The organism is Pseudoxanthomonas sp. Soil82 (assembly GCF_040446535.1).
GTDB classification, from domain to species: domain Bacteria; phylum Pseudomonadota; class Gammaproteobacteria; order Xanthomonadales; family Xanthomonadaceae; genus Pseudoxanthomonas; species Pseudoxanthomonas kaohsiungensis.
The window spans coordinates 366,858-388,145 of sequence record NZ_JBEAAK010000004.1 but is presented as its reverse complement, the minus strand read 5'-3'; the positions used below and the strand labels follow the sequence as shown (position 1 = coordinate 388,145).

The 21,288-nt window shown below is 69.5% G+C and carries 16 protein-coding genes and 1 tRNA gene; 6 read left to right on the top strand and 11 right to left on the bottom strand.

Annotated features, from left to right (window positions below):
* The first annotated feature begins 415 nt into the window (after window positions 1-415).
* Both ABKA19_RS13095 and ABKA19_RS13090 read left to right on the top strand, forming a co-directional pair.
* Complete coding sequence (locus ABKA19_RS13095) at window positions 416-604, top strand: hypothetical protein (RefSeq protein WP_353689267.1); 189 nt, start codon at window positions 416-418, stop codon at window positions 602-604.
* Complete coding sequence (locus tag ABKA19_RS13090) at window positions 601-1,581, top strand: hypothetical protein (RefSeq protein WP_353689266.1); 981 nt, start codon at window positions 601-603, stop codon at window positions 1,579-1,581. The genes ABKA19_RS13095 and ABKA19_RS13090 overlap by 4 nt, the downstream gene beginning before the upstream one ends.
* 295 nt (window positions 1,582-1,876) lie before the next feature.
* Here the strand turns inward: ABKA19_RS13090 and ABKA19_RS13085 are convergent.
* The 6 genes from ABKA19_RS13085 to lexA form a co-directional block, all read right to left on the bottom strand.
* A tRNA-Ser gene (locus ABKA19_RS13085) sits at window positions 1,877-1,969 on the bottom strand.
* 80 nt (window positions 1,970-2,049) lie between these two features.
* Window positions 2,050-2,256 (bottom strand): carbon storage regulator CsrA, encoded by a 207-nt coding sequence (csrA, locus tag ABKA19_RS13080; RefSeq protein WP_162377535.1) that lies wholly within the window; start codon window positions 2,254-2,256, stop codon window positions 2,050-2,052.
* A 180-nt stretch (window positions 2,257-2,436) separates the two neighbouring features.
* A complete protein-coding gene (gene alaS / locus ABKA19_RS13075) occupies window positions 2,437-5,085 on the bottom strand; it encodes an alanine--tRNA ligase (protein WP_353689265.1) in 2,649 nt (882 codons plus the stop codon).
* 136 nt (window positions 5,086-5,221) lie between these two features.
* The gene (recX, locus tag ABKA19_RS13070; protein WP_353689264.1) at window positions 5,222-5,764 is read right to left on the bottom strand and encodes a recombination regulator RecX; all 543 of its coding nucleotides are present in this window, start codon (window positions 5,762-5,764) and stop codon (window positions 5,222-5,224) included.
* Between the two features lie 127 nt (window positions 5,765-5,891).
* Window positions 5,892-6,920 (bottom strand): recombinase RecA, encoded by a 1,029-nt coding sequence (gene recA / locus ABKA19_RS13065; RefSeq protein WP_162377532.1) that lies wholly within the window; start codon window positions 6,918-6,920, stop codon window positions 5,892-5,894.
* Between the two features lie 184 nt (window positions 6,921-7,104).
* Window positions 7,105-7,758: a transcriptional repressor LexA gene (lexA, locus tag ABKA19_RS13060; protein ID WP_162377531.1), complete on the bottom strand. Its 654-nt coding sequence runs from the start codon at window positions 7,756-7,758 to the stop codon at window positions 7,105-7,107.
* 109 nt (window positions 7,759-7,867) lie between these two features.
* Between lexA and ABKA19_RS13055 the strand changes: the two genes are divergently transcribed.
* Together ABKA19_RS13055 and ABKA19_RS13050 are read left to right on the top strand one after the other, a co-directional pair.
* Window positions 7,868-8,449 carry a hypothetical protein gene (locus tag ABKA19_RS13055; protein ID WP_353689263.1) on the top strand — a complete coding sequence of 194 codons (582 nt, stop codon included), beginning with the start codon at window positions 7,868-7,870 and terminating at the stop codon, window positions 8,447-8,449.
* Window positions 8,449-8,658 carry a helix-turn-helix domain-containing protein gene (locus ABKA19_RS13050; protein WP_353689262.1) on the top strand — a complete coding sequence of 70 codons (210 nt, stop codon included), beginning with the start codon at window positions 8,449-8,451 and terminating at the stop codon, window positions 8,656-8,658. Before ABKA19_RS13055 ends, ABKA19_RS13050 begins: the two co-directional genes overlap by 1 nt.
* A 60-nt stretch (window positions 8,659-8,718) precedes the next feature.
* Here the strand turns inward: ABKA19_RS13050 and ubiB are convergent, their stop codons facing one another.
* The 5 genes from ubiB to ABKA19_RS13025 all read right to left on the bottom strand — a co-directional run bounded on the left by ubiB (window position 8,719) and on the right by ABKA19_RS13025 (window position 16,875).
* Window positions 8,719-10,401: a 2-polyprenylphenol 6-hydroxylase gene (gene ubiB / locus ABKA19_RS13045; RefSeq protein ID WP_353689261.1), complete on the bottom strand. Its 1,683-nt coding sequence runs from the start codon at window positions 10,399-10,401 to the stop codon at window positions 8,719-8,721.
* Window positions 10,402-10,441: 40 nt separating this feature from the next.
* Entirely contained in the window at window positions 10,442-10,939 is a 498-nt protein-coding gene (locus tag ABKA19_RS13040; RefSeq protein WP_353689260.1) for a CinA family protein, read from the bottom strand.
* Window positions 10,940-11,797: 858 nt separating this feature from the next.
* Window positions 11,798-14,344 (bottom strand): TonB-dependent receptor, encoded by a 2,547-nt coding sequence (locus tag ABKA19_RS13035; protein WP_353689259.1) that lies wholly within the window; start codon window positions 14,342-14,344, stop codon window positions 11,798-11,800.
* Window positions 14,345-14,535: 191 nt separating this feature from the next.
* On the bottom strand, window positions 14,536-15,585 hold the full coding sequence (locus ABKA19_RS13030; protein ID WP_353689258.1) for a cation diffusion facilitator family transporter: 1,050 nt from the start codon (window positions 15,583-15,585) through the stop codon (window positions 14,536-14,538).
* A gap of 78 nt (window positions 15,586-15,663) precedes the next feature.
* Window positions 15,664-16,875, bottom strand: a complete 1,212-nt coding sequence (locus ABKA19_RS13025) for a dipeptidase (protein ID WP_353689257.1) — start codon at window positions 16,873-16,875, stop codon at window positions 15,664-15,666.
* A gap of 361 nt (window positions 16,876-17,236) precedes the next feature.
* On the opposite strand from ABKA19_RS13025, the gene ABKA19_RS13020 reads away from it, so the two are divergent.
* Complete coding sequence (locus tag ABKA19_RS13020; protein ID WP_353689256.1) at window positions 17,237-18,196, top strand: TerC family protein; 960 nt, start codon at window positions 17,237-17,239, stop codon at window positions 18,194-18,196.
* Between the two features lie 406 nt (window positions 18,197-18,602).
* Window positions 18,603-21,164, top strand: coding sequence for a DNA mismatch repair protein MutS (gene mutS / locus ABKA19_RS13015; RefSeq protein ID WP_353689255.1), 2,562 nt, complete (start codon window positions 18,603-18,605; stop codon window positions 21,162-21,164).
* Window positions 21,165-21,288 lie beyond the last annotated feature (124 nt).

Here is a 21,288-nt window from a genome sequence, read left to right as displayed (position 1 = left end):
GTCCTCCTGGTGCAACGATAGGTGCAGCGTCAGCCGCCCGTCCCATCGCCGTCCAGGCCGCCTCCGATGGCGTCCAACAGGCCGGGAGCCGAACTATGCTCCGCCGATGGGCATGGCGCAACGTATGATCGACGCCGCCGCGCCTGCCACCCCGCGCTGCCTTCACGCGATCTTTACGGCCAAGGCATGGGAGGAACCATGCAGTGCTCTGCCGATCCCTCCACCGGTTCCAGGCGACCATCGCCTCTGGCAGTACCGGGTCGCGTCACTCCCCCGACGCACGTCCGTGGCCCCGCCCAGGCAAGGCGGATAAATCGTTCATGCCGGACCCGACGCGGGCGGGCCGCCGGGACATCGGGCGGCCCACCGGGCGATGCGATAGCGGCGAAGGCCTGTATCAACGAGGAGCGGATCGATGATCGATGACGGCCTTTCGCTGATGCGTGGCGGCCCGGTTTACCGGCTGCTGCGGGCCCTGGGCCTGATCGGTCCCCACCGGCGCACCTCCCGCCTGGTCGCCGTCCTGTTGACCACCATCGCCGTGGGCCCGCTGCTGGCGCTGACCGCACGCGACGGCAACTGCTCCCGGGATTCAGCCGGGTGACGATGCCGCTGCTGGGCGACTACGCATTGATCGCCCGGTTCCTGATCGCCATGCCACTGCTGGTGCTGGCCGCGCCGGCATGCGACGCGTTCGTGCGCCAGGCCCTGATCCATTTCTCGCAGTCGCGCATCGTCCAGCCGGACCAGCGCGTGCGGTTCGACGCGGCGCTGGCGCGGATGAAACGCCTGCGCGATTCCAATGTGCCGGAGTTCGCCTGCTTCGTCCTGGCGGTGGCGCCGGTGTTCTTCGATGCGATGCCGGTGGGATTGCTGCGTGGCGTCAGCGATTGGGCCCATGTCGGCGGCCAGGCCACGCCAGCCGGCCACTGGCTGGCGTTCGTGTCGACGTCGATCTTCCGCTTCGTCAGCGCAATCTGGCTGTGGCGGTTCGTGTTATGGGCCTGGCTGCTGTGGCGTTTCTCGCGCCTGGACCTGGACATCCGCGCCGCGCATCCGGACAACGCCGGCGGGCTGGGCTTTTTCGGCGTGATCCAGCAGCGCTTCGGCATCGTCGCGTTCGCCGGCGGCATGTTGCTGACCGGGTACTGCATGAACCACATGATCTACCTTGACGCCGGCATCGCCGCCTTCAAGCACCTGCTGATCGGCTACGTGTTCACGGCCATGGCCTTGATCCTGGCGCCGCTGCTGGTGATGAGCCCCCTGCTGGCCAGAGCCAAGCGCAACGGGATCCTTCTGTACGGCATGCTGGGTCACGAGGCTGCCCACGCCTTCGATCGCCGCTGGCTCGCTGCCGGCCGCTCCGATGCGCACACGCTGCTGGACGTCGGCGACGCGTCTGCGATCTGCGATTTCACCAGCGTGTATGCCACGGTACGGGGCATGGCGATCGTGCCTGTATCGCGCTGGAGCGTTGCCTGGATCGGCCTGTGCGCGGCCTTGCCGCTTGCGCCCCTGGCGTTCGTGGCGCTGTCCTTCGATGAAGTCCTGCAGCACCTGGCTTCGATCCTGGCGTAATGCCTCCCGGGTTCAGGGCGCGCGCGGGCCGGACCAGGGCGCAATGCGTCCCCGGATCGCGCGTTGTCGATCGGCCGGCGTCGGTGGAGTCGGCCAGACGAATGCGTAGTGGCTGCAGGCGTGCCCCGTGACCAGCAGCAGTGCTCCGCCGCGGGCTGGAAGGAGCAGGACCTACTCGCCGCTGCGTGGCCCCCCTGCGGCCGCGCCGCGCAAGCCCCACGCGGCTGTCGACTCCGGGGTTCGCATGTGCACCGCCAGATACGAAAAAACCCCCTTGCGGGGGTCGTTTCGCGTCTGGCGGAGTGAGAGGGATTCGAACCCTCGATAGAGCTTTTGACCCTATACTCCCTTAGCAGGGGAGCCCCTTCGGCCTCTCGGGCATCACTCCGTTCGACCCGCACCGCACCTCGGTGCCCGCGGGCCGCGAAAGGATACCGTCTGCGCCGTTTCGCGGCAAACGTTTTGCCGTCATCCGGCCGGATCGCCCTCGCCGCCTGCGTTCCCGGGAGCTTCGCCCCGCTGGATCCGCTGGTAAATTTCCTCCCGGTGCACCGACACGTCCTTCGGCGCGGTGATGCCGATGCGCACCTGGTTGCCCTTGACCCCGAGCACGGTGACGGTGATCGAATCACCGATCATCAGGGTTTCGCCTACGCGGCGGGTCAGAATCAGCATTGTCTTTCTCCATGGCGCCGGCATGCCTTCGCCGGCCCGCGTGGCCTTCCGGAAAAGGCCACGCGCGTCCACTCAGCAGCGTATGGAAGGGTCAAACGGCTTCGGATCGTACTTCTCCCGGCTGTGGGCCGGCAAGGGCCCGATCAGCGGGGGCCGGGGCCAGCCGGGCGACCCTGCCAGTCATTGCAGGCGCTGGCCGACCCATGCCGGGACCTCGTCGAGGGCAAGGGCAAGGGCGGGCCCGTCCTCGCCACCACCCTGGGCGAGGTCCGGGCGACCGCCGCCCTTGCCTCCAATACGACCGGCCACGTGGGCCAGAAGTTCGCCCGCCTTGACCCGACCCGTTGCGCTGCCGTTCACGCCTGCGACCAGGGCGGCCTTGCCGTCCTGGGCACCGGCCAGCAGGACCACGGTATCGCCCAGCTGCTGCTTGAGCCGGTCCACCGCTTCGCGCAGGCCCTTGGCATCGATGCCCTCCAGGCGGGCGGCAAGCACCTTGATTCCGGCCACGTCGACGGCGGCCGCGGCCAGGTCGGCGGCCGCGCTGCTGGCGGCCTTGGCCTTGAACGACTCGATCTCGCGCTCGAGCCGGCGGATGCGGTCGGCCAGGGCGCGGGCCTTGTCGGCCACGTCGCCACGGTTTCCGCCCAGCACGGCGGCGGCTTCGTCCAGGCTGCGCTCCTCGGCGGCGATGTAATCCAGCGCACCCTGTCCGGTCACCGCCTCGATCCGGCGCACGCCGGCCGACACGCCGCCTTCGCTGGTGATCTTGAACACGCCGATGTCGCCGGTACGGCCCACATGGGTACCGCCGCACAGCTCGGTGGAGGTGTCGCCCATGCGCAGCACGCGCACGTGTTCTCCGTACTTTTCGCCGAACAGGGCCATCGCGCCGAAGTCCAGCGCTTCCTGCATCGCCATGTGGTGCACTTCGGCCGCGTGGTTGGCGCGTACCTGCGCGTTCACGCGGCGCTCGACCTCGGCCAGCTCGGCCGCCGTCATCGGCTGGAAGTGGGAGAAGTCGAAGCGCAGGCGATCCGGCGCGACCAGCGAGCCCTTCTGCTGCACATGGGTGCCCAGCACCTCGCGCAGCGCGGCGTGCAGCAGGTGGGTGGCCGAATGGTTGAGCACGGTCGCCGCGCGGCGCTGGCCATCGGCCGTGGCCGACAGCGTGTCGCCGACCGCGATGCGCCCCTGCTCCAGCCGGCCCACGTGGCCGTGGAACTGGCCGGCGAACTTCTGCGTGTCGGCGACGGCGAAGCGGGTTTCTGCCTCGGCCAATACGCCGGTGTCGCCCACCTGGCCACCGGACTCGGCATAGAACGGAGTACGGTCGAGGAACACGATGCCCTCCTCGCCGGCCTCCAGTGCGCCGGCCGGCCGGCCATCGCGCAGGATCGCCACGACCTGCAGGCCATCGGACTCCAGGCGGTCATAGCCGAGGAAGGCCGTCGGCTGCAGCTGGGCGACCAGCTCGGCCGGCAACGTGGTGCCGCCGCCGAACTTGCCGGCCGCGCGCGCGGTCTCGCGCTGCTGCTCCATCGCCGCCTCGAAGCCGTCCATGTCCACCGTCATGCCACGCTCGCGGGCCATGTCCGCGGTCAGGTCCACCGGGAAGCCGTAGGTGTCGTACAGGCGGAACACGTCCACGCCCGGGATCATTCCGCCGGTGGCGCGCGTGGCGACGTCGTTGAAGATGCGCATGCCCGAGTCCAGCGTCTCGGCGAAGCGCTCTTCTTCGGCCTTGAGCGCGCGTTCGACCAGCTCGCGGGCGGCCGGCAGTTCCGGATAGGCCTCGCCCATCAGGTCCGACAGGGTTCCGACCAGCTGGTGGAAGAACGGCTGGCGTACGCCCAGCATCCAGCCGTGGCGCAGCGCGCGGCGGATGATCCGGCGCAACACGTAGCCACGGCCTTCGTTGGACGGCAGCACACCGTCGACGATCAGGAAGGCGCTGGCGCGGATGTGGTCGGCGATCACGCGCAGCGACTTGTTCTCCAGGTCGGCGGTGCCGGTCAGCGCGGCGGCCTTGCCGATCAGCGCCTGGAAGATGTCGATCTCGTAGTTGCTGTGCACGTGCTGCAGGATCGCCGCCAAGCGCTCCAGCCCCATGCCGGTGTCCACGCACGGGGCCGGCAGCGGCACCAGGGTGCCGTCGGGCTGGCGGTCGAACTGCATGAACACCAGGTTCCAGATCTCGATGTAGCGGTCGCCGTCCTCGTCCGGCGAGCCCGGGGGGCCGCCGGCGATGTGGGCGCCGTGGTCGTAGAAGATCTCGGTGCACGGCCCGCAGGGGCCGGTGTCGGCCATCTGCCAGAAGTTGTCGGAGGCGAACGGCGCACCCTTGTTGTCGCCGATGCGGACGATGCGCTCTTCCGGCACGCCGACCATGTCGCGCCACAGCGCGTAGGCCTCGTCGTCGGTGTGGTAGACGGTGACCAGCAGGCGCTCGGCGGGCAGCTTCCACACGCCGGTCAACAGCTCCCAGGCCCAGGCGATGGCGTCCTTCTTGAAGTAGTCGCCGAAGGACCAGTTGCCCAGCATCTCGAAGAAGGTGTGGTGGCGCGCGGTGTAGCCGACCGAGTCGAGGTCGTTGTGCTTGCCGCCGGCACGCAGGCAGCGCTGGACGTCGGCCGCGCGCACGTAGCTGCGCTTCTCGGCGCCCAGGAATACGTCCTTGAACTGGACCATGCCCGAGTTGGTGAACAGCAGGGTCGGATCGTTGCCCGGCACCAGCGGGGCCGACGGGACGATGGTGTGCCCCTTGCCCTGGAAGAATTCGAGGAAATCGCTGCGGATGCGGGCGGTGCTGAACGGTGTGGAGGTCATCGGGCTTCGCTGGCGGACGGGTCCGGGCCGGGAAGGCGCGCTAGCGGCCCGGCAGGACGGGGATGGGACCCGCAAAGGGTAGCAGAGCCGGGGGATGGGACGGCTGGCTCGACGCCAGGGGTCCGGGAACGTGCGCTCAGTCGTCCGGGTCCCAGCGGGTCGCCCGGCGGATGGTGTCGCCGTCGAATCCACGCCGGGCCAGCAGGTCGGCGGCCTTGCGTCGCCGGGCCAGGTCCAGGGAGTCGGCCGGACCGAAGCGGCGCCGCACGAGATCCCGGGCCACCTCCAGCCAGTCGCCCTCGAAGGTCGCCAGGGCAGTCGCTATCGCATCACTCCCCAGACCGTGGGTGCCCAGTTCGGCCCGGATGAACAGCGGACCGTAGCTGTTGGCGGCACGGCTGCGCACCAGGAACTCGGCGAAACGCGCGTCGTCCTGCCAGCCCTCGCCCGCGAGCCGGTCGACGGTGGCCGTCGCCTCGCCGGAGTCCACGCCCTTGGCTGCCAGCTTGCGGGCCAGTTCCTTGCGCGAATGCTCGCGCCGGACCAGCAGGCCCATCGCGCGCTGCGCCGGGGTGGGTTCCGGGCGACGCTTGCGGCCAGCCGGAGCGGGCCCATCAATCTGCGCGCCATCGCCGTCGCCCGATGGACCGCCCTTCGGATCGCGGAACTCCTGACTCATTGTTCGCCCGGGAAATATGCGCCATCCATGGCGCCTGCCCTCCTGGCTTTCAAAGACCGCTCCCCGCCATCGCGCCACTGACAGCACTCCGGCGGGGAACGGTTACCCGTTGCACCCTCGTGGATGCTCAGTCCTCGCCGCCGTCTTCGCTGCGCGGGGCCTCGCCCGGCTGGAACTTCTCGCGCAGCTCGGCCTCGAGCTTGGCCGCCACCGCCGGATTCTCGCGCAGGTACTGGCGCGAGTTGTCCTTGCCCTGGCCGATGCGCTCGCCGCCGTAGCCGTACCAGGCACCGGACTTGTCGACCAGCTTGGCTTCCACGCCCATGTCGATCAGCTCGCCCTCGCGGCTGATGCCTTCGCCGTACAGGATCTCGGTGACGATCTGCTTGAAGGGGGGCGCCAGCTTGTTCTTGACCACCTTGATCTTGGTCTGGTTGCCGATGATCTCGTCGCCCTTCTTGATCGCGCCGATGCGGCGGATGTCCAGGCGCACCGAGGCGTAGAACTTCAGCGCGTTGCCGCCGGTGGTGGTCTCCGGGCTCTGGCCGGGCATCATCACTCCGATCTTCATGCGCAGCTGGTTGATGAAGACCACCAGGGTGTTGGAGCGCTTGATGTTGCCGGTCAGCTTGCGCAGGGCCTGGCTCATCAGGCGGGCCTGCAGGCCCGGCAGCTGGTCGCCCATCTCGCCTTCGATCTCGGCCTTGGGGGTCAGCGCGGCGACCGAGTCGACCACCACGATGTCCACCGAGCCGGACCGGACCAGCATGTCGGCGATTTCCAGCGCCTGCTCGCCGGTATCCGGCTGCGAAACCAGCAGGTCGTCGACATTGACGCCCAGCTTGGCCGCGTAGATCGGGTCGAGCGCGTGCTCGGCGTCGATGAAGGCCGCCGTGCCGCCCTGCTTCTGGCATTCGGCGATCGCCTGCAGGGTCAGGGTGGTCTTGCCCGAGGACTCCGGACCGTAGATCTCGACCACGCGCCCCTTGGGCAGGCCGCCGATGCCCAGGGCGATGTCCAGCATCAGCGAACCGGTCGGAATGACCTCGGTCGGCTCGATGACCTTGTCGCCCATGCGCATCACCGAGCCCTTGCCGAACTGCTTGTCGATCTGGCTCAGGGCCGCAGCGAGTGCGCGCTTCTTGTTCTCGTCCATCGTGGAATCCTCGGTGTCAGTGGTGTGGCGTGAAGTCTGGCGGGCCGTGGTCGCACAGGCTGCGACGGTGGCCGGGGAACACAAAACTAGGCGAGCCGATGCGGACTTCCCATCGCCCGGCGACGCGCCCGGCTGTGGGAAAACGCCGCGCCGCCGGCCGGATTGCGGGCAGCCGGCGCGGCCATCAGCGGTTGGGCCGGACCAGGCCGCAATACAGGCCCTCGATGGCGAAATCCTGGTCCGGCAGGACCTCGATCGGCGCGTAGTCCGGGTTGCGCGGCAGCAGGCGGATGCGGTCCTTGCCGACCTTGAGCAGCTTGACCGTGATCTCGTCATCCACCCGCGCCACCACGATCTGGCCCGAGCGCGCGTCGCGGGTACGGTGCACGCCGATCAGGTCGCCGTCGAAGATCCCCTCGTCGCGCATCGAGTCGCCCTGCACCTTGAGCAGGTAATCGGGCGAGGGCGAGAACAGCACCCGGTCCAACACCAGGAAACTCTCGGCCATGTCGGCCGGCACGTCGGCGCCGATCGGCGCGCCGGCGGCGACCCGGCCTAGCACCGGCAGGCGCAGCGCGTCGTCGTTCATGGCCGGCGGCAGGGCCAGCTCGCCCTGCGGCAGTTGCGGTGCGACCTTGACCCGGATGCCACGGGCCCGTCCCGGCAGGCGCTCGATCGCCCCGGCCGCCTCCAGCGCCTCCAGGTGGTACTGCGCCGCGCGCACGCCCTTGAAGCCGAAGGCACGGGCGATCTCGGCCTGCGAAGGCGGCATGCCCTCCGCTTCGATCCGCTCGGCGATCAGGGCGAGGATGGCTTGCTGGGTGTCGGTCAGGTCCATGGTTAGTAGTAATACTACTAACTGCGTGCGCGTGCAACGTCCCTCGCACTCGGACCACTTGCAGTTTACGTCAATTGATTTATGTTTTACGTAAACATGGAGGTGCGACATGCAGCAGATCTATGCCATCAGCGAAGAACAGATCCGCCGCGGCGGCGGGCGATTGAAGGGGCTCGCCCTCCTAGGGCAGGCCGTCGCTACCGCAATCGCAACTGTCGTTGTCTTCCTCGCGTTCTGCTGGACATATTTGCGCGGCGGCGCAGAGCTCTTCGGCATTGCAGCGCCGCCCACGCCTTGGGAATTCCTCGCCAGCGACGACGTCATCCTCTACCTGTTCTACTGCTTCGGCCAGCTCGCTGGCTTCTACCTACTGCTGGAGGGCGTCCGCCGCCTGGGCGCCTCCCTCGCAGGCAACAACCCACTGGGCGCATCGACCCTTCGATGTCTGCGCCTGCTGCGCTGGGGCTGCATCGCCCTCGCACTGCTGATGAGCGTCGAGCCGACGCTGGTGAGTACATCGGAAGTTGACGTCGACATGGATCTAGAGCAATGGGTGCCCCCCAGCCTGGCTATCGGCGTGAGCCTCTGGCCGCTCTATTTCAGTGCACTCGCAATGATCGGCATATCGATCTTGCAGCGGATCGTCGGCCAGGCGGTCGCGCTGCGGATGGAAAGCGAGAGCTTCGTCTGATGCCCATCATCGTCAACCTCGACGTGATGCTGGCGCGGCGCAAGATGAAGTCGAAGGAGCTGGCCGATGCCATCGGCATCAGCGAGACCAACCTCTCGCTGCTCAAGCAGGGGCACGTCAAGGGCGTGCGCTTCGGCACGCTGGAGTCGATCTGCAAGGTACTGGAGTGCCAACCCGGGGATCTTCTGGAGTATCGAGCGGAGGACTAGCGGAAACAGCGCAGGAACGCGAAGCAGCGGGGCAAGCCCCGCTCTACGCAAGAAGTGAGCCTACCGCCGCCCGCTCCGCCAGATCGACAGCAGGATCCACAACCCGGTCAGCGCGGCGCCGACGAAGCCGGCCACGCCCAGCGCCAGCAGCCAGCGGCTGGGAACCCCACCCCCCGCACTGTTCATCACGATCGACGAGCCGATTACCAGGGCGGCGGTGACCACGCCCATGGTCAGGCGGTTGGCGGCGCGGTCGACCTGCTCGCCGAAGGCCTTCAGCGAGGTGACCTCGATCTGCATGTTCAACCGCCCGCGGCGCGCGGCGCGCAGCAGGCGGCGCAGCTCGCGCGGCAAATCGCCGGCCAGCTCCAGCGCGTCGATAGCACCGCGCCGCCCGCGCCGCAGCAGTGCGCGCGGCGAGTAGCGGGCCAGCAGCACCTTTTCCACGTACGGGCGAGCGGCGCCGGCCATGTCGAAGTCCGGGTCGAGCTGGCGACCGAAGCCTTCCAGGGTCAGGAACGCCTTGATCATCAACGCCAAGTCGGGCGGAAGGCTCAGGCCGTGGTCGCGCAGGATCGTGGTCACGTCCAGCAGCATCGCGCCCATGCGCAGGTCTTTCAGCGGCACGCCGCGGTACTGGTCGACGAAGGCGCCGATGTCGGCCTGCAGGCGCGTCTCATCCGCTTCCCAGGCGCCCTCGCCCCATTCCATGAGCACGTCGGTGACCGCTTCGGCTTCGCGCTCCACCAGCCCGTGCAGCAGCTGCACGATCTGGATGCGGCGCTGCTCCGAGACCCGCCCGACCATGCCGAAGTCGATCACGCCGATGCGCTCGCCCGGCAGGTAGAAGATGTTCCCCGGATGCGGGTCGGCGTGGAAGAAGCCGTCCTCCAGCACCATCTTCAGAACGATGCCGGCCCCGACCTGGGCCAGGTGTTTCCGGTCCATGCCCGAGGCATCGACCGCGGCCAGGTCCGGGCCGGGGATGCCGGCGACGAAGTCCTGCACGTTGAGCCGCTCGCAGGTCCACTGCCAGTGCACGCGCGGCACCACGATCTCGTCGTGGCCGGCGAAGTTGGCGGCGATGCGTTCGGCGTTGCGGCATTCGGCGGCGAAATCCAGCTCGCGGCGCAGCGACTGGGCGAACTGCTGGACCACCTCGCGCGGGCGGTAGCGGTGCAGGTCCGGCGCCTGGGCCTCGACGATCTCGGCCAGCCGCGCCAGCAGCCTCAGGTCGGCCTCGACGGTGTCGCGGATGCCGGGGCGGCGGATCTTCAGCACCACCGCGGTGCCGTCGGCCAGCCAGGCGCGATGGGTCTGGGCCAGCGAGGCGGCGGCGATCGGTGCTTCATCCAGCTGCGCGAATACCGCCTCCGGTTCGGCGCCCAGGTCCTCGACCAGTTGCGGCCGCACGCGCTCGAAGGGCAGCGGCGGCACCGCGTTCTGCAGCTTCCCGAGTTCGGCGATCCACTCCGGGCCGAACAGGTCCACGCGCGTGGCCAGCACCTGGCCGAGCTTGACGAAGGTCGGGCCGAGGTCTTCCAGCGCGCGTCGCACGCGCTCGGGCGGGGCCATGTGCGCCATCGCCTGCGGGTCCTGCCAGTGCAGCAGGCGGCCGGCGCGTTCGAGCGCGCCAGCCAGGCCAATGCGGCGGACCATGTCGCCGAAGCCATACCCGACCAGGACCGAGGCGATCTGCTGCAGGCGGCCGAGGTCGCGGACGGTGCCCAGGGTCTCCCACATCAGCGCGCACTCCGCGCGCCGGCAACGGCACCGGGCGTGGTCATGGCAGCAGCTCCGCGATCCCGGCCAGCGCCTGGCCCACGGTCTGCCGCCGCACCGCCTCGCGGTCGCCGTCGAAATGGAACACCTGCGCGCGCGCGTACCCGCCGCGGCGCTTCCAGGCGATCCACACCGTGCCCACCGGCTTGTCGAGACTGCCGCCACCGGGCCCGGCGATGCCGGTCACCGCCACCGCCACGCTGGCGCCGGAGTGGACCAGCGCGCCGGAGACCATCTCGATCGCGGTTTCGCGGCTGACCGCGCCGTGCTCTTCCAGGGTCTGCGGCCGCACCCCGAGCAGGCCCTGCTTGGCTTCGTAGCTGTAGACGACCATGCCGCAGTCAAACCAGTCCGAGGATCCGGCGATGTCGGTCAGGCTCTTGGCGATCCAGCCGCCGGTGCAGCTTTCGGCGGTGACCAGGTGGTCGCGGGTGGCGCGCAGGCGCTCGCCGAGGGCATCGGCCTGTTCGCGCAGCTGCGCATCGGAAGGAATCGGCATTGTCCGGGGTACCACGGGGGAATGCCCCACCTTTTAGCCCAAACGCCGTCGCGTGTCTGCCGGTGCGGCGGCGGTTCCGGCGATCGCGCGCGGAAGCACTTGCTTCGGGTCGGCAGGTGGAAGCATCGGCCTCAAGGCTGGCTGGTCGAGGCATCGACTTCAGGGCTGGCTGGCTGAAGCTCGGGCTTGGGAGCTGGCGGGCCGGAGCCGCGGCCTCGGTGCTGGCTGGTTGGAGCGGCGGCTTCGGAAGGGGCCGCCGTGCCCTGGGGAGAGGGCCCATCCCTCGGGACGACATCCTGTCTTTACTCGGGTCGTGGCACATCCATGTGCCACTTGGGCCCTCTCCCCAGGACACGGCGTCCTCGGTGAGCTTCAGGGTCGTGGCTTCGATCGACGAGGGGACGTCGGGAGGGGACAGGGCGTTGCCATAAGCAGTTGGCAGTTGGCAGTTGGCAGTTGGCAGTTGGCAGTTGGCCGCTTGCCTCGTTCCTTGCGCAAAGCCCGATCGCTCCAAGCGGCGGAAACGATCGAACCCACGCACCTGACGCGCCAGAAGGCCGCCGTTCTGTCGCCATGGGGGGCGAGCGGCACAGGGATGTGCCGCGGTCGCGAGCTGAGGCAGGGATGCCGGCGCGAGCGACTACCCCCATGGCGGCAGAACGGCGGCCCCGTCCGGAGCCGGCGCCGCTCCCAAGCGGCTCCGATTCGATCTGACGACCGAAGAACCGGCTACTCCTCGTCCAGCTTGGTACTGGCCGCGGGCCGCCCTTAAAGGGGTCCTGTTCGGCAAACGGGAGAAGCACATCGACAAAAAGGGGCCGCCAATGGCGGCCCCTCCTTTTCCCTCCCCGCCTGCGCTCAGTAGCGCACGCGCAGGGTCACGCCGTACAGCCGCGGCGAGCCGAGGAAGGCGTTCCACGAACCGGTCTGGATCGGCGCGTCGATGCCCACCTGCTTGTAGGTCTCGTCGGTGAGGTTCTGGCCCCACAGCTCGACCGTCCAGCGCCCGCCCTGGTCGCCCAGCACCACGCGCGCGTTGAGCAGGGTGTAGGCATCCTGCAGCTTCTCCGGGTCCAGGTCCGAGCCGGTGTTGTACTCGGACATGTACTTGGCGCCGATGTTGAACCGGCCCACCAGGCTGGCGCCGATGTCCCACTCGTAGGTCATGTTGACGTTGCCCGACCACTCCGGCGCGAAGCTCATCTGGCTGCCCGGCAGCAGCACCAGGCCGGCGTCCGGCAGCGGGTCGTCGCCGTACTTGGTGTCGGCGTAGACCAGGCCGGCCTGCAGCGAGAGGCCGTCGATGCGGGTATTCCACAGCAGCTCGGCGTCCACGCCCTGCGAGGTGACCTCCGGGATCGAGCGCACCACGAAACTGGTGCCCAGGAAGCTGTTGAGCTGGAAGTCGGTGTACTCCTGGTAGAACAACGCAGCGTTCAGCAGCAGGTTGCCGTCGGCCCAGGTGGTCTTGGTGCCCAGCTCGTAGCTGTCGACGAACTCGCCCGGGAACGAGGTGTCGTCCACCGGGATGATGCCCTGGGTTCCGCTGGACAGGCCGTTGGATGACTGCACGCGGTCCAGGTTGAAGCCGCCGGCCTTGTACCCGCGCGCGTACGAGGCGTAGGTCATCACGTCGTCGGTCCAGTTGTAGGACAGCTTGAGCGTGCCGGACCATTCCTTCTCGTCGCGCTCCTGCTCGGTGGAGCGGCCGTTGTGGGCCACGTTCGCCCACGGCAGGCAGGTGAAGCCGATCACCTGCGGGGCGATCGCCGGCACCGCCGCGGCCGGCACGCCGCGCGAAACCAGGGCCGCGCCGATGCGCTGCAGCGCGGCCGGGTTGACCTGGCCGTTGGGCAGGAAGTACGAGGCGCAGGCCTGGCTGCCGTTGGGGTTGGTGTAGTCCGACTCCAGCGTCTTCTTCTCGCTGGTGTAGCGCAGGCCGACGGTGACGTCGAACGCGTCGGTGGCATGCCAGGTGTTATTGGTGAAGATCGCGGTACTTTCGGCGTTCTGCTTGTAGGTGTCCAGCGTGGCCAGCCCCGGGAACAGCGTGCCGAACGGCCGGCCGGTGGCCTGCGACAGGAACAGCGGCGCATCCGGGCGCGCGGCCAGCGCCGGGCTGATCTGGCCGATCAGCGCGGTCGACAGGTACGGCTCGTAGGCCGCGCCGTAGCGGTAGGTCTCGTTGCGGTCCAGGTCCTCGTTCGAGTAGAACAGGCCGACCATCCAGTCGATCGTCTCGCTCGAACCGGTCAGGCGGAACTCCTGGCTGAACGTCTCGAACTTGGTCAGCGACTCGTCCTCGTCCGGCGCGCGGTACAGCACGTCGGCGGCGCTGTAGTCGAAGTCCAGGCCGTTGATCGCCTGCCACTCGCGCCAGCCTGTGATCGACGTCAGCACCGCGTCGTTGGCCCACGGCGTGGTCCAGTTCACTTCCGCCTGGAAGCCCTTGTCCTTGATGTCCTGTTCGGTGCTGCGGTTGCTGTAGGCCAGGCGGCGGTCGGGGTCGGCCACCGGGATCACCGCTTCGCCGCCCGGGGTCAGGGCATTGAGGATCGCCGCGGTGGGGCCGCGCACCGTGGTCACGGTAACGCAGCAGTTCTCCTCGCGGCTGGTGTAGTCGGCGGCGAAGTTCACCTCCACGGTATCGGCCGGCTCCCAAAGCAGCTGGCCGCGCAGCGTGTGCATGTTCTGGTCGCCGTCGTCCGTCTCCCGGCGCGGGCCGTTGGCGACGCGCACGTCATCGACGCCGTCGCGGGTGCGCTGGGCCGCATAGATGCGGAACGCGCTGTTCTCGCCGAGCGCGTCGTTGTACGCGCCGGACACGCCCACCGCGCCGTAGTTGCCGACGGTGAGCTCGCCCTCCGCGCTCTGGGTGTAGCTCGGGCGGCGGGTGACGACGCTGATCACGCCGGCGGATGTGTTCTTGCCGAACACCGTGCCCTGCGGGCCCTTGAGCACCTCGATCCGCTCCAGTTCACCCAGGTCGGTGAAGCCGACGCTGTTGCGCGCCCGGTAGACGCCGTCGATGACGATGCCCACCGACGACTCCAGGCCGGCGTTGTCGCCTACCGTGCCGATGCCGCGGATGCGGGCCACGGTCTGCGCCGCGCTCTGCGTGCTGGTCACGGTCAGGCCCGGCACCAGCACCTGCATGTCCTTGATGTCGCGCACGCCGGTGTCCTGCAGCAGCTGCTCGCTGAGCACGTTGACCGTGATCGGCACTTCCTGCAGCGCCTGCTCGCGCTTCTGCGCGGTGACGGTGAGCGCCGAGAGCGTGACCGGTTCCTCGTCCTCCGCCGTCGGCGTGGCCGCCGCCTGTTGCGCGTGCGCGGCGGGAACGACCGCCAGCGCGGCGAGCACCGCGATCGAAAGTCCGGTGTGTTTCAGGGTTGCGCAGGCCATGGTTCCCTCCCCAGGGTGGTGTGATGGCGATGTATCGTCGATGTCGATGCTGCAGGCGCCCTTCCCAGGCGGCGGCCCGGCGTCCATTCGGACCGGTATCCACGTCACGGACGTTAAACCCGCTTTACAAATACCGCATTTTGCGCTGCGACGATACGGCTACGCCCTTTTTGGGATGGAACCTGCGACGCTCAGGGGTGGCCGCAGCGCACCCCGGCGCAAGCCGCTTCCCCGGGCCGTTCCATCTGCAGGGTCACGTGCGCGACCCCATGCCGGGCCAGCAGGCCCGCCAGTTCCTGCCGCACGACGGCCGGGTCGCTCCCGTGCGCGACCACCACGTGCGCGGTCATGGCCGGGGTGCGCGAGGCCAGCGCCCAGACGTGCAGGTCGTGGATGCCGGCCACCTGCGGGTGCGCGCCGAGATCGGCGCGCAGGCGGGCCAGGTCCACGCCATGCGGCACCCCTTCCATCAGCACGTTGAGCGCCTCGCGCACCAGTACCCAGGTCCGCGGCAGCACCCACAGGCCGATCAGCACGGCCAGCAACGGGTCCACCCACAGCCAGCCGGTGAATCGGATCACCAGCGCGGCGATGACCACGGCCAACGAGCCGAGCATGTCGCTCCACACTTCCAGGTAGGCGCCCTTGAGGTTCAGGCTCTGGCCGCTACCGGCATGCAGCAGGCGCATCGCCACCAGGTTGCAGGCCAGGCCGACCACCGCCACCACCAGCATGCCCAGGCTCGCCACCGGCAACGGCACCCGGAAGCGCTGCCACGCCTCCCAGAGGATGTAGCCGGCCAGGGCGAACAGCAGCATGCCGTTGGCCAGCGCGCCCAGTGCTTCGAAACGCGCATAGCCGTAGGTACGCCGCGCGTCCGGCGGGCGCCGCGCGAGGCGTACCGCGACCAGGGCGATGGCCAGCGCCAGGGTATCGGTGGCCATGTGCGCCGCGTCGGAAAGCAGGGCCAGGCTGTTGGTCAGCCAGGCGCCGGCGATCTCCACCAGCAGGACCGTGGCCGTCAGCCCCAGCGCCCACCACAGCGGTCGCTCGAAGCGGATCTCCGTGGGCACGTGGCTGTGCCCGCCGGGGCCGTGGTGGTGGCCGTGGCCATGGGAGTGCGTGGGACCGCACTCGGCGGGATGGGCGTGGCCACCATGGCCGTCGCCATGGGCATGGCCGCTGTCGTGGCCGGCCCGCGCGGGCGGCGTTGCAGGGTGGGCGTCGTGCTCGTGCGTCATGCCGACACTATTCCGGGCCGCCGCGCCGGAGACTATTACACCGCCGGGGCATGCGACCCGCGGCCGCCATGCCGGCGATCAATCCCGCCGACGCGCACTGCCCGCTTCCACCGCGGACCAGACGCGCAGCAGGTTGCCGCCCAGGATCTTGCCCAAGTCCTCGTCCGAGTAGCCGCGCGCCTGCAGCGCGGCGACGAGGTTGGGGTAGTCGGCGACGTTGCGCAGGCCTTCGGGCAGGTTGCCCGAGACGCCGTCGAAGTCCGAGCCCAGGCCGACGTGGTCGATGCCCAGCAGCTTGACCCCGTAGTCGATCTGGTCGGCCACCGCGTCGATCGCCGTCGGGCGCGGGGGATGGGTGCGTTCCCATTCGTCCTCGAACGCGGCCTTGTCCTCCTCCGGCCTGCCGGCCGCGCGCGCGGCGGCATTGCGCTGCTCCAGCGCAGCGGCGGCGACGAAGTAGGCCTGGGTGTCGGCGGCCATCTGCGGATTGACGAACGCGCTGCCGAAGGTGACCTGGACCACGCCGCCGCGGGCGGCGATGGCCTTGGCCAGTTCGTCGCTCAGGTTGCGCTCGAACCCCGGGGTGAAGTGGCGGAAGCCGGAGTGGCTGGCGATCACCGGCACCCGGCTGAGCGCGACCGCCTGGCGCACCGCGTCGTCGGACAGGTGCGAGACGTCGACCATGATCCCGAGCCGGTTCATCTCCGCGACCACCTGCCGGCCGAACGGGCTCAGCCCCTGCCACTGGCGCTGCCGGCCGTAGGACGAATCGCTGATCCGGTTGCTCTCGCTGTGGGCCAGGGTGATGTAGCGCACCCCGCGCGCGTGGAAGCGCTCCAGTTCGGCCAGGTCGTCGCCCACCGGCGCGCCGTTCTCCATGCCCAGCGCCAGCAGCACCCGGCCACCCTCCTGCAGGCGGCCGACGTCGCCGGGCGAGGCCAGCAGCGCGAACTTGTCCGGATGGCGGCCGACCATAGCCTCCACCGCGTCGATCTGCTTGTGCGCGATTTCGCGCGCGGTTCCGGCCCGGTCCTGCCCGGGCGAGGTGTAGATCGACATGAAGGCCACGTCCAGCCCGCCTTCGCGCGCCCGCGGGTAGTCGAACTCGCGGTCCGGGGTGAGCGCGCCCAGGTCCCGCCAGCCATCCATCAGTTCGCCCGGCGCATCGATGTGGGTGTCGACGATCAGAGCCTCGCGGGCCAGCTGGCGCGGATCGGTGCGAGCGTCGGCGGCGAACAGGTTTCCCGTGGCCAACAGCACGGCCAGGCAGACGGGGAGGCGATGGGGCATGGGTCTTCCTGCGGATATGCGGGGTCCCGATGCTATCGCCTATCCGGCCTGCCGATCGAGGCCGCCGGTCACGGGCTGCGCGGCAGCCCGAGCTGCCGGCAGCGCGGCCAGGCCAGTGAACCCCGGGATCGCCCCGGTTGACCGGACCGCGCCGGCGATGAACAATCGTTGCCGAAGGGGAGTAGCTCCCGACGTGTCGACCGTCATTTCGAGCCTGCGTGCTCCGGTCCCACGGCAGCCCGACGGGCTGTGAGCGAGACCTTCGCCGCGACGGCGAAGGCATGTCCCCGGATCCCCGTTCCCACGGTTCCCGAGATGTCCGCGCCCGCGGCCGTCCTCCACTTCATGCGCGGGAATCTCGATGGAAACGATTGGCAATCCCTGGTTGTGGGCCAGCTTCGGCGGCCTGGTGGTGGTCGCCTTGATGGTCGACCTGGTGCTGATGCGCCACGGCGGCGCACACAAGGTGACGTTCAAGGAGGCGATGTGGTGGAGCCTGGGCTGGGTGGCGCTCGCGCTGGCCTTCAACGGCGGACTGTGGTGGTACGTCCACGAGACAGCGGGGCTGGCCCAGGCCAACCGCGTGGGCCTGGAGTTCCTGACCGGCTACCTGGTCGAGAAGTCGCTGGCGGTCGACAACATCTTCGTGTTCCTGATGCTGTTCACCTACTTCGCGGTGCCGGAGGAGCAGCGCCAGCGCGTGCTCGTGATCGGCATCCTGCTGGCGATCGTGCTGCGCGCGATCCTGATCTTCGCCGGCGCGGCGCTGCTGGCGAAGTTCCACTGGATGCTCTACGTGTTCGGCGCGTTCCTGCTGCTGACCGGGGTGAAGATGTGGTTCGCCGCCGGCAAGGAACCGAGCCTGGAGAACAACCCGGTGCTGCGCTGGCTGACCGCGCACGTGCCGTTCGTGCGCCGCTACCACGGCGGCGCGCTGTGGCTGGGCAGCGGCCGCCGGCGCAAGTTCACTCCCTTGTTCATCGTGCTGGTGATGATCGGCATCACCGACGTGATCTTCGCGGTGGACAGCATCCCGGCGATCTTCGCGATCACCTACGACCCGTTCATCGTGCTGACATCGAACGTGTTCGCGGTGCTGGGCCTGCGCGCGATGTTCTTCCTGCTGGCCGGCATGGCCGACCGCTTCCACCTGCTGCCGTACGGGCTGGCGGTGGTGCTGGGCTTCATCGGCGCCAAGATGCTGCTGGTGGACGTCTACAAGATTCCCGTGCTGTGGTCACTCGGCGTGGTGGCGCTGATCCTGGGGACGACCATCGCCTTGAGCCTGGCCCGCCCGGCCCGGCGCACCGCGGACGGGTGACGCCCGGACAGGCAGCGCCTGCCCTGCCGGCGCGTGGGTCCACGACCTCGTGCCGGCAGGCGGTCGATGCGTGCCGGGCAGCGCCGGGCAAGGGCGGCGCCTGGCGGGCGCCGCATGCCGTCGGGATCGGGTCGACCGACCATGCCGCCACTCCGGTGGCCTGGCCGGCGTGCGCTGCGCATGCACGCAGCCGGCCAGCGTCGGCGATACTTCCATCCTTGGCGTTCGACCTCGCCACGCGCGACCTGCGCCGGCCAGCGAGGCTCGATCTTCCGACCGTCGAGATCGCCTCCAGATCGCTCACGCCCACTTCGAGCCCGTAATGCAAGACCCAAGACAGCCGCAAGTCGTTGAAAAGGAACAAGGCGCGCGGAAGCCGCCGGGCGCGCCCGAACACACGCCGCTGATGAAGCAGTTCTTCGCGGCCAAGTCCGAGTATCCGGACCTGCTGCTGTTCTTCCGCATGGGCGACTTCTACGAACTGTTCTACGACGACGCACGCAAGGCCGCGCGCCTGCTCGACATCACCCTGACCCAGCGCGGCAGCTCGGGCGGCGCGCCGATCCCGATGGCGGGCGTGCCGGTGCATGCCTACGAGGGCTACCTGGCGCGCCTGGTCGCGCTGGGCGAATCGGTGGCCATCTGCGAACAGATCGGCGACCCGGCGCTGGCCAAGGGCCTGGTCGAGCGCAAGGTGGTGCGGATCGTCACGCCCGGCACGGTCACCGACGAGGCGCTGCTGGACGAACGCCGCGACACCCTGCTGATGGCGGTGTCGCGCGGCAAGAGCGGCTACGGCCTGGCCTGGGCCGACCTGGCCGGCGGCCGCTTCCTGGTCAACCAGGTCGACGGCGAGGACCAGCTGCTGGCCGAACTGGCGCGGCTGGAACCGGCCGAATTGCTGGTCCCCGACGAGGAGGGCCTGCCGTCGATGAGCGCCGGCGCGCTGCGCCGCCGCCCGCCCTGGCTGTTCGACCCCGACAGCGGCCGGCGCCAGCTGCTGCGCTTCTTCGGCCTGCACGACCTCACCGGTTTCGGCATCGAGGACAAGCCGCTGGCCGTGGCCGCCGCCGGCGCCCTGCTCGGCTATGTCGAGGAGACCCAGAAGCAGCAGCTGCCGCACCTGACCGCGATCTCGGTGGAGACCGCGGGCGATGCGATCGCGATGAACGCGGCCACCCGCCGCCACCTGGAACTGGACAGCCGGGTCGACGGCGACACCCGCCACACCCTGCTCGGCGTGCTCGATTCGACGATCACGCCGATGGGCGGGCGCCTGCTGCGGCGCTGGCTGCACCGGCCGCTGCGCGATCGCGCGGTCCTGGGCGGGCGCCACCACGCGGTGGCGACGCTCGTCGAACGTGGCGCCGACCGCGACCTGCGCGAAAGCTTCCGCGGCCTCGGCGACGTCGAGCGCATCCTCACCCGCGTCGCCCTGCGCTCGGCGCGGCCGCGCGACCTGTCCACCCTGCGCGATGGGCTGGCGATGCTGCCGGCGCTGCGCGAGGCGCTGGCGCCGCTGGATTCGCCGCGGCTGCAGGCGCTGGCCGACGAGATGGGCCGCCACGACGAGACCGCGCACCTGCTGGCTTCGGCGATCGCGCCGCAGCCGCCGATGAAACTGGTCGACGGCGGCGTCATCGCCGAAGGCCATGACGCCGAGCTCGACGAACTGCGCCGGCTGTCCACCCACGCCGACCAGTTCCTGGTCGACCTGGAGGCGCGCGAACGCGAGAGCAGCGGGATCGCGACCCTCAAGGTCGGCTACAACCGCGTCCACGGCTACTACATCGAGATCAGCAAGGGCCAGGCCGACAAGGCGCCGGTGCACTACACCCGTCGCCAGACCCTGACCGGCGCCGAGCGCTATATCACCGAAGAGTTGAAGGCGTTCGAGGACAAGGTGCTGTCGGCGCGCGACCGTTCGCTGTCGCGCGAGAAGTTCCTGTACGAGGCGCTGCTCGATTCGCTCAACGGCGTGCTCGAGCCGCTCAAGCGCTGCGCCGCCGCACTCAGCGAACTGGACGTGCTGGCCGGCTTCGCCGAGCGCGCGCAGGCGCTGGACTGGTCGCGCCCGGAACTGGTCGAGGCGCCCTGCCTGCGGATCGAGCGCGGCCGCCATCCGGTGGTCGAGGCGGTACGCGACGAGCCATTCGAGCCGAACGATCTCATCCTGCACGCCGAAAGCGTGGACAACCCCGAGCTGGCGCCGCGGCGGATGCTGGTGATCACCGGCCCGAACATGGGCGGCAAGAGCACTTACATGCGCCAGAACGCGCTGATCGTGCTGCTGGCCCATATCGGCAGCTTCGTGCCCGCGGCGCGCGCGCAGATCGGACCGATCGACCGCATCCTCACCCGCATCGGCGCCGGCGACGACCTCGCCCGCGGCCAGTCGACCTTCATGGTCGAGATGGCCGAGACCAGCTACATCCTGCATCACGCCACCAGCCAGTCGCTGGTGCTGATGGACGAGATCGGCCGCGGCACCTCCACCTACGACGGCCTGGCCCTGGCCGACGCGGTGGCCCGGCACCTGGCGTCGGTCAACCGCTGCTGGACCCTGTTCGCCACCCACTACTTCGAGCTGACCGCGCTGGCCACGCCCGACAGCGGCATCGCCAACGTGCACCTGGACGCGGTGGAGCACGGCGACGCGCTGGTGTTCATGCACGCGGTCAAGGACGGCGCGGCCGACCGCAGCTTCGGCCTGCAGGTGGCGGCGCTGGCCGGCCTGCCGAAGGCGACCCTGCAGCAGGCGCGCCGCCGGCTGGCCGAGCTGGAACAGCGCGGTCGCGAAAGCCACGCCTCTGAGATGGCGCCACAGGCGCTCGACGCACCGCAGCAGTTCGGCCTGTTCGCCGCAGCGCCCTCGGCGGCGCAGGAAGCGCTGGCCGCGCTGGACCCGGACGAGCTGACGCCGAAGCAGGCATTGGAAGCGCTGTACCGGCTAAAGTCGCTGCTGTAACGACGCCGGAGCACGGCGTGGCGTAGCGACCGCAAATGCCCTGCCCCGTAGAGCCGGGCTTGCCCGGCTGCTTCCTCGGATAGAGCCGGTTTGCCCGGCTGCGCACTTCCGTGGAGCGACGTCG

Bases quoted from the DNA above. Each gene is read 5' to 3' on its own strand.
- ABKA19_RS13095 (WP_353689267.1), top strand. From the start codon at position 416: ATGATCGATGACGGCCTTTCGCTGATGCGTGGCGGCCCGGTTTACCGG.
- csrA (WP_162377535.1), bottom strand. From the start codon at position 2,256: ATGCTGATTCTGACCCGCCGCGTAGGCGAAACCCTGATGATCGGTGAT.
- alaS (WP_353689265.1), bottom strand. From the start codon at position 5,085: ATGACCTCCACACCGTTCAGCACCGCCCGCATCCGCAGCGATTTCCTC.
- recX (WP_353689264.1), bottom strand. From the start codon at position 5,764: ATGAGTCAGGAGTTCCGCGATCCGAAGGGCGGTCCATCGGGCGACGGC.
- recA (WP_162377532.1), bottom strand. From the start codon at position 6,920: ATGGACGAGAACAAGAAGCGCGCACTCGCTGCGGCCCTGAGCCAGATC.
- lexA (WP_162377531.1), bottom strand. From the start codon at position 7,758: ATGGACCTGACCGACACCCAGCAAGCCATCCTCGCCCTGATCGCCGAG.
- ABKA19_RS13055 (WP_353689263.1), top strand. From the start codon at position 7,868: ATGCAGCAGATCTATGCCATCAGCGAAGAACAGATCCGCCGCGGCGGC.
- ABKA19_RS13050 (WP_353689262.1), top strand. From the start codon at position 8,449: ATGCCCATCATCGTCAACCTCGACGTGATGCTGGCGCGGCGCAAGATG.
- ubiB (WP_353689261.1), bottom strand. From the start codon at position 10,401: ATGTGGGAGACCCTGGGCACCGTCCGCGACCTCGGCCGCCTGCAGCAG.
- ABKA19_RS13040 (WP_353689260.1), bottom strand. From the start codon at position 10,939: ATGCCGATTCCTTCCGATGCGCAGCTGCGCGAACAGGCCGATGCCCTC.
- ABKA19_RS13035 (WP_353689259.1), bottom strand. From the start codon at position 14,344: ATGGCCTGCGCAACCCTGAAACACACCGGACTTTCGATCGCGGTGCTC.
- ABKA19_RS13030 (WP_353689258.1), bottom strand. From the start codon at position 15,585: ATGACGCACGAGCACGACGCCCACCCTGCAACGCCGCCCGCGCGGGCC.
- ABKA19_RS13025 (WP_353689257.1), bottom strand. From the start codon at position 16,875: ATGCCCCATCGCCTCCCCGTCTGCCTGGCCGTGCTGTTGGCCACGGGA.
- ABKA19_RS13020 (WP_353689256.1), top strand. From the start codon at position 17,237: ATGGAAACGATTGGCAATCCCTGGTTGTGGGCCAGCTTCGGCGGCCTG.
- mutS (WP_353689255.1), top strand. From the start codon at position 18,603: ATGAAGCAGTTCTTCGCGGCCAAGTCCGAGTATCCGGACCTGCTGCTG.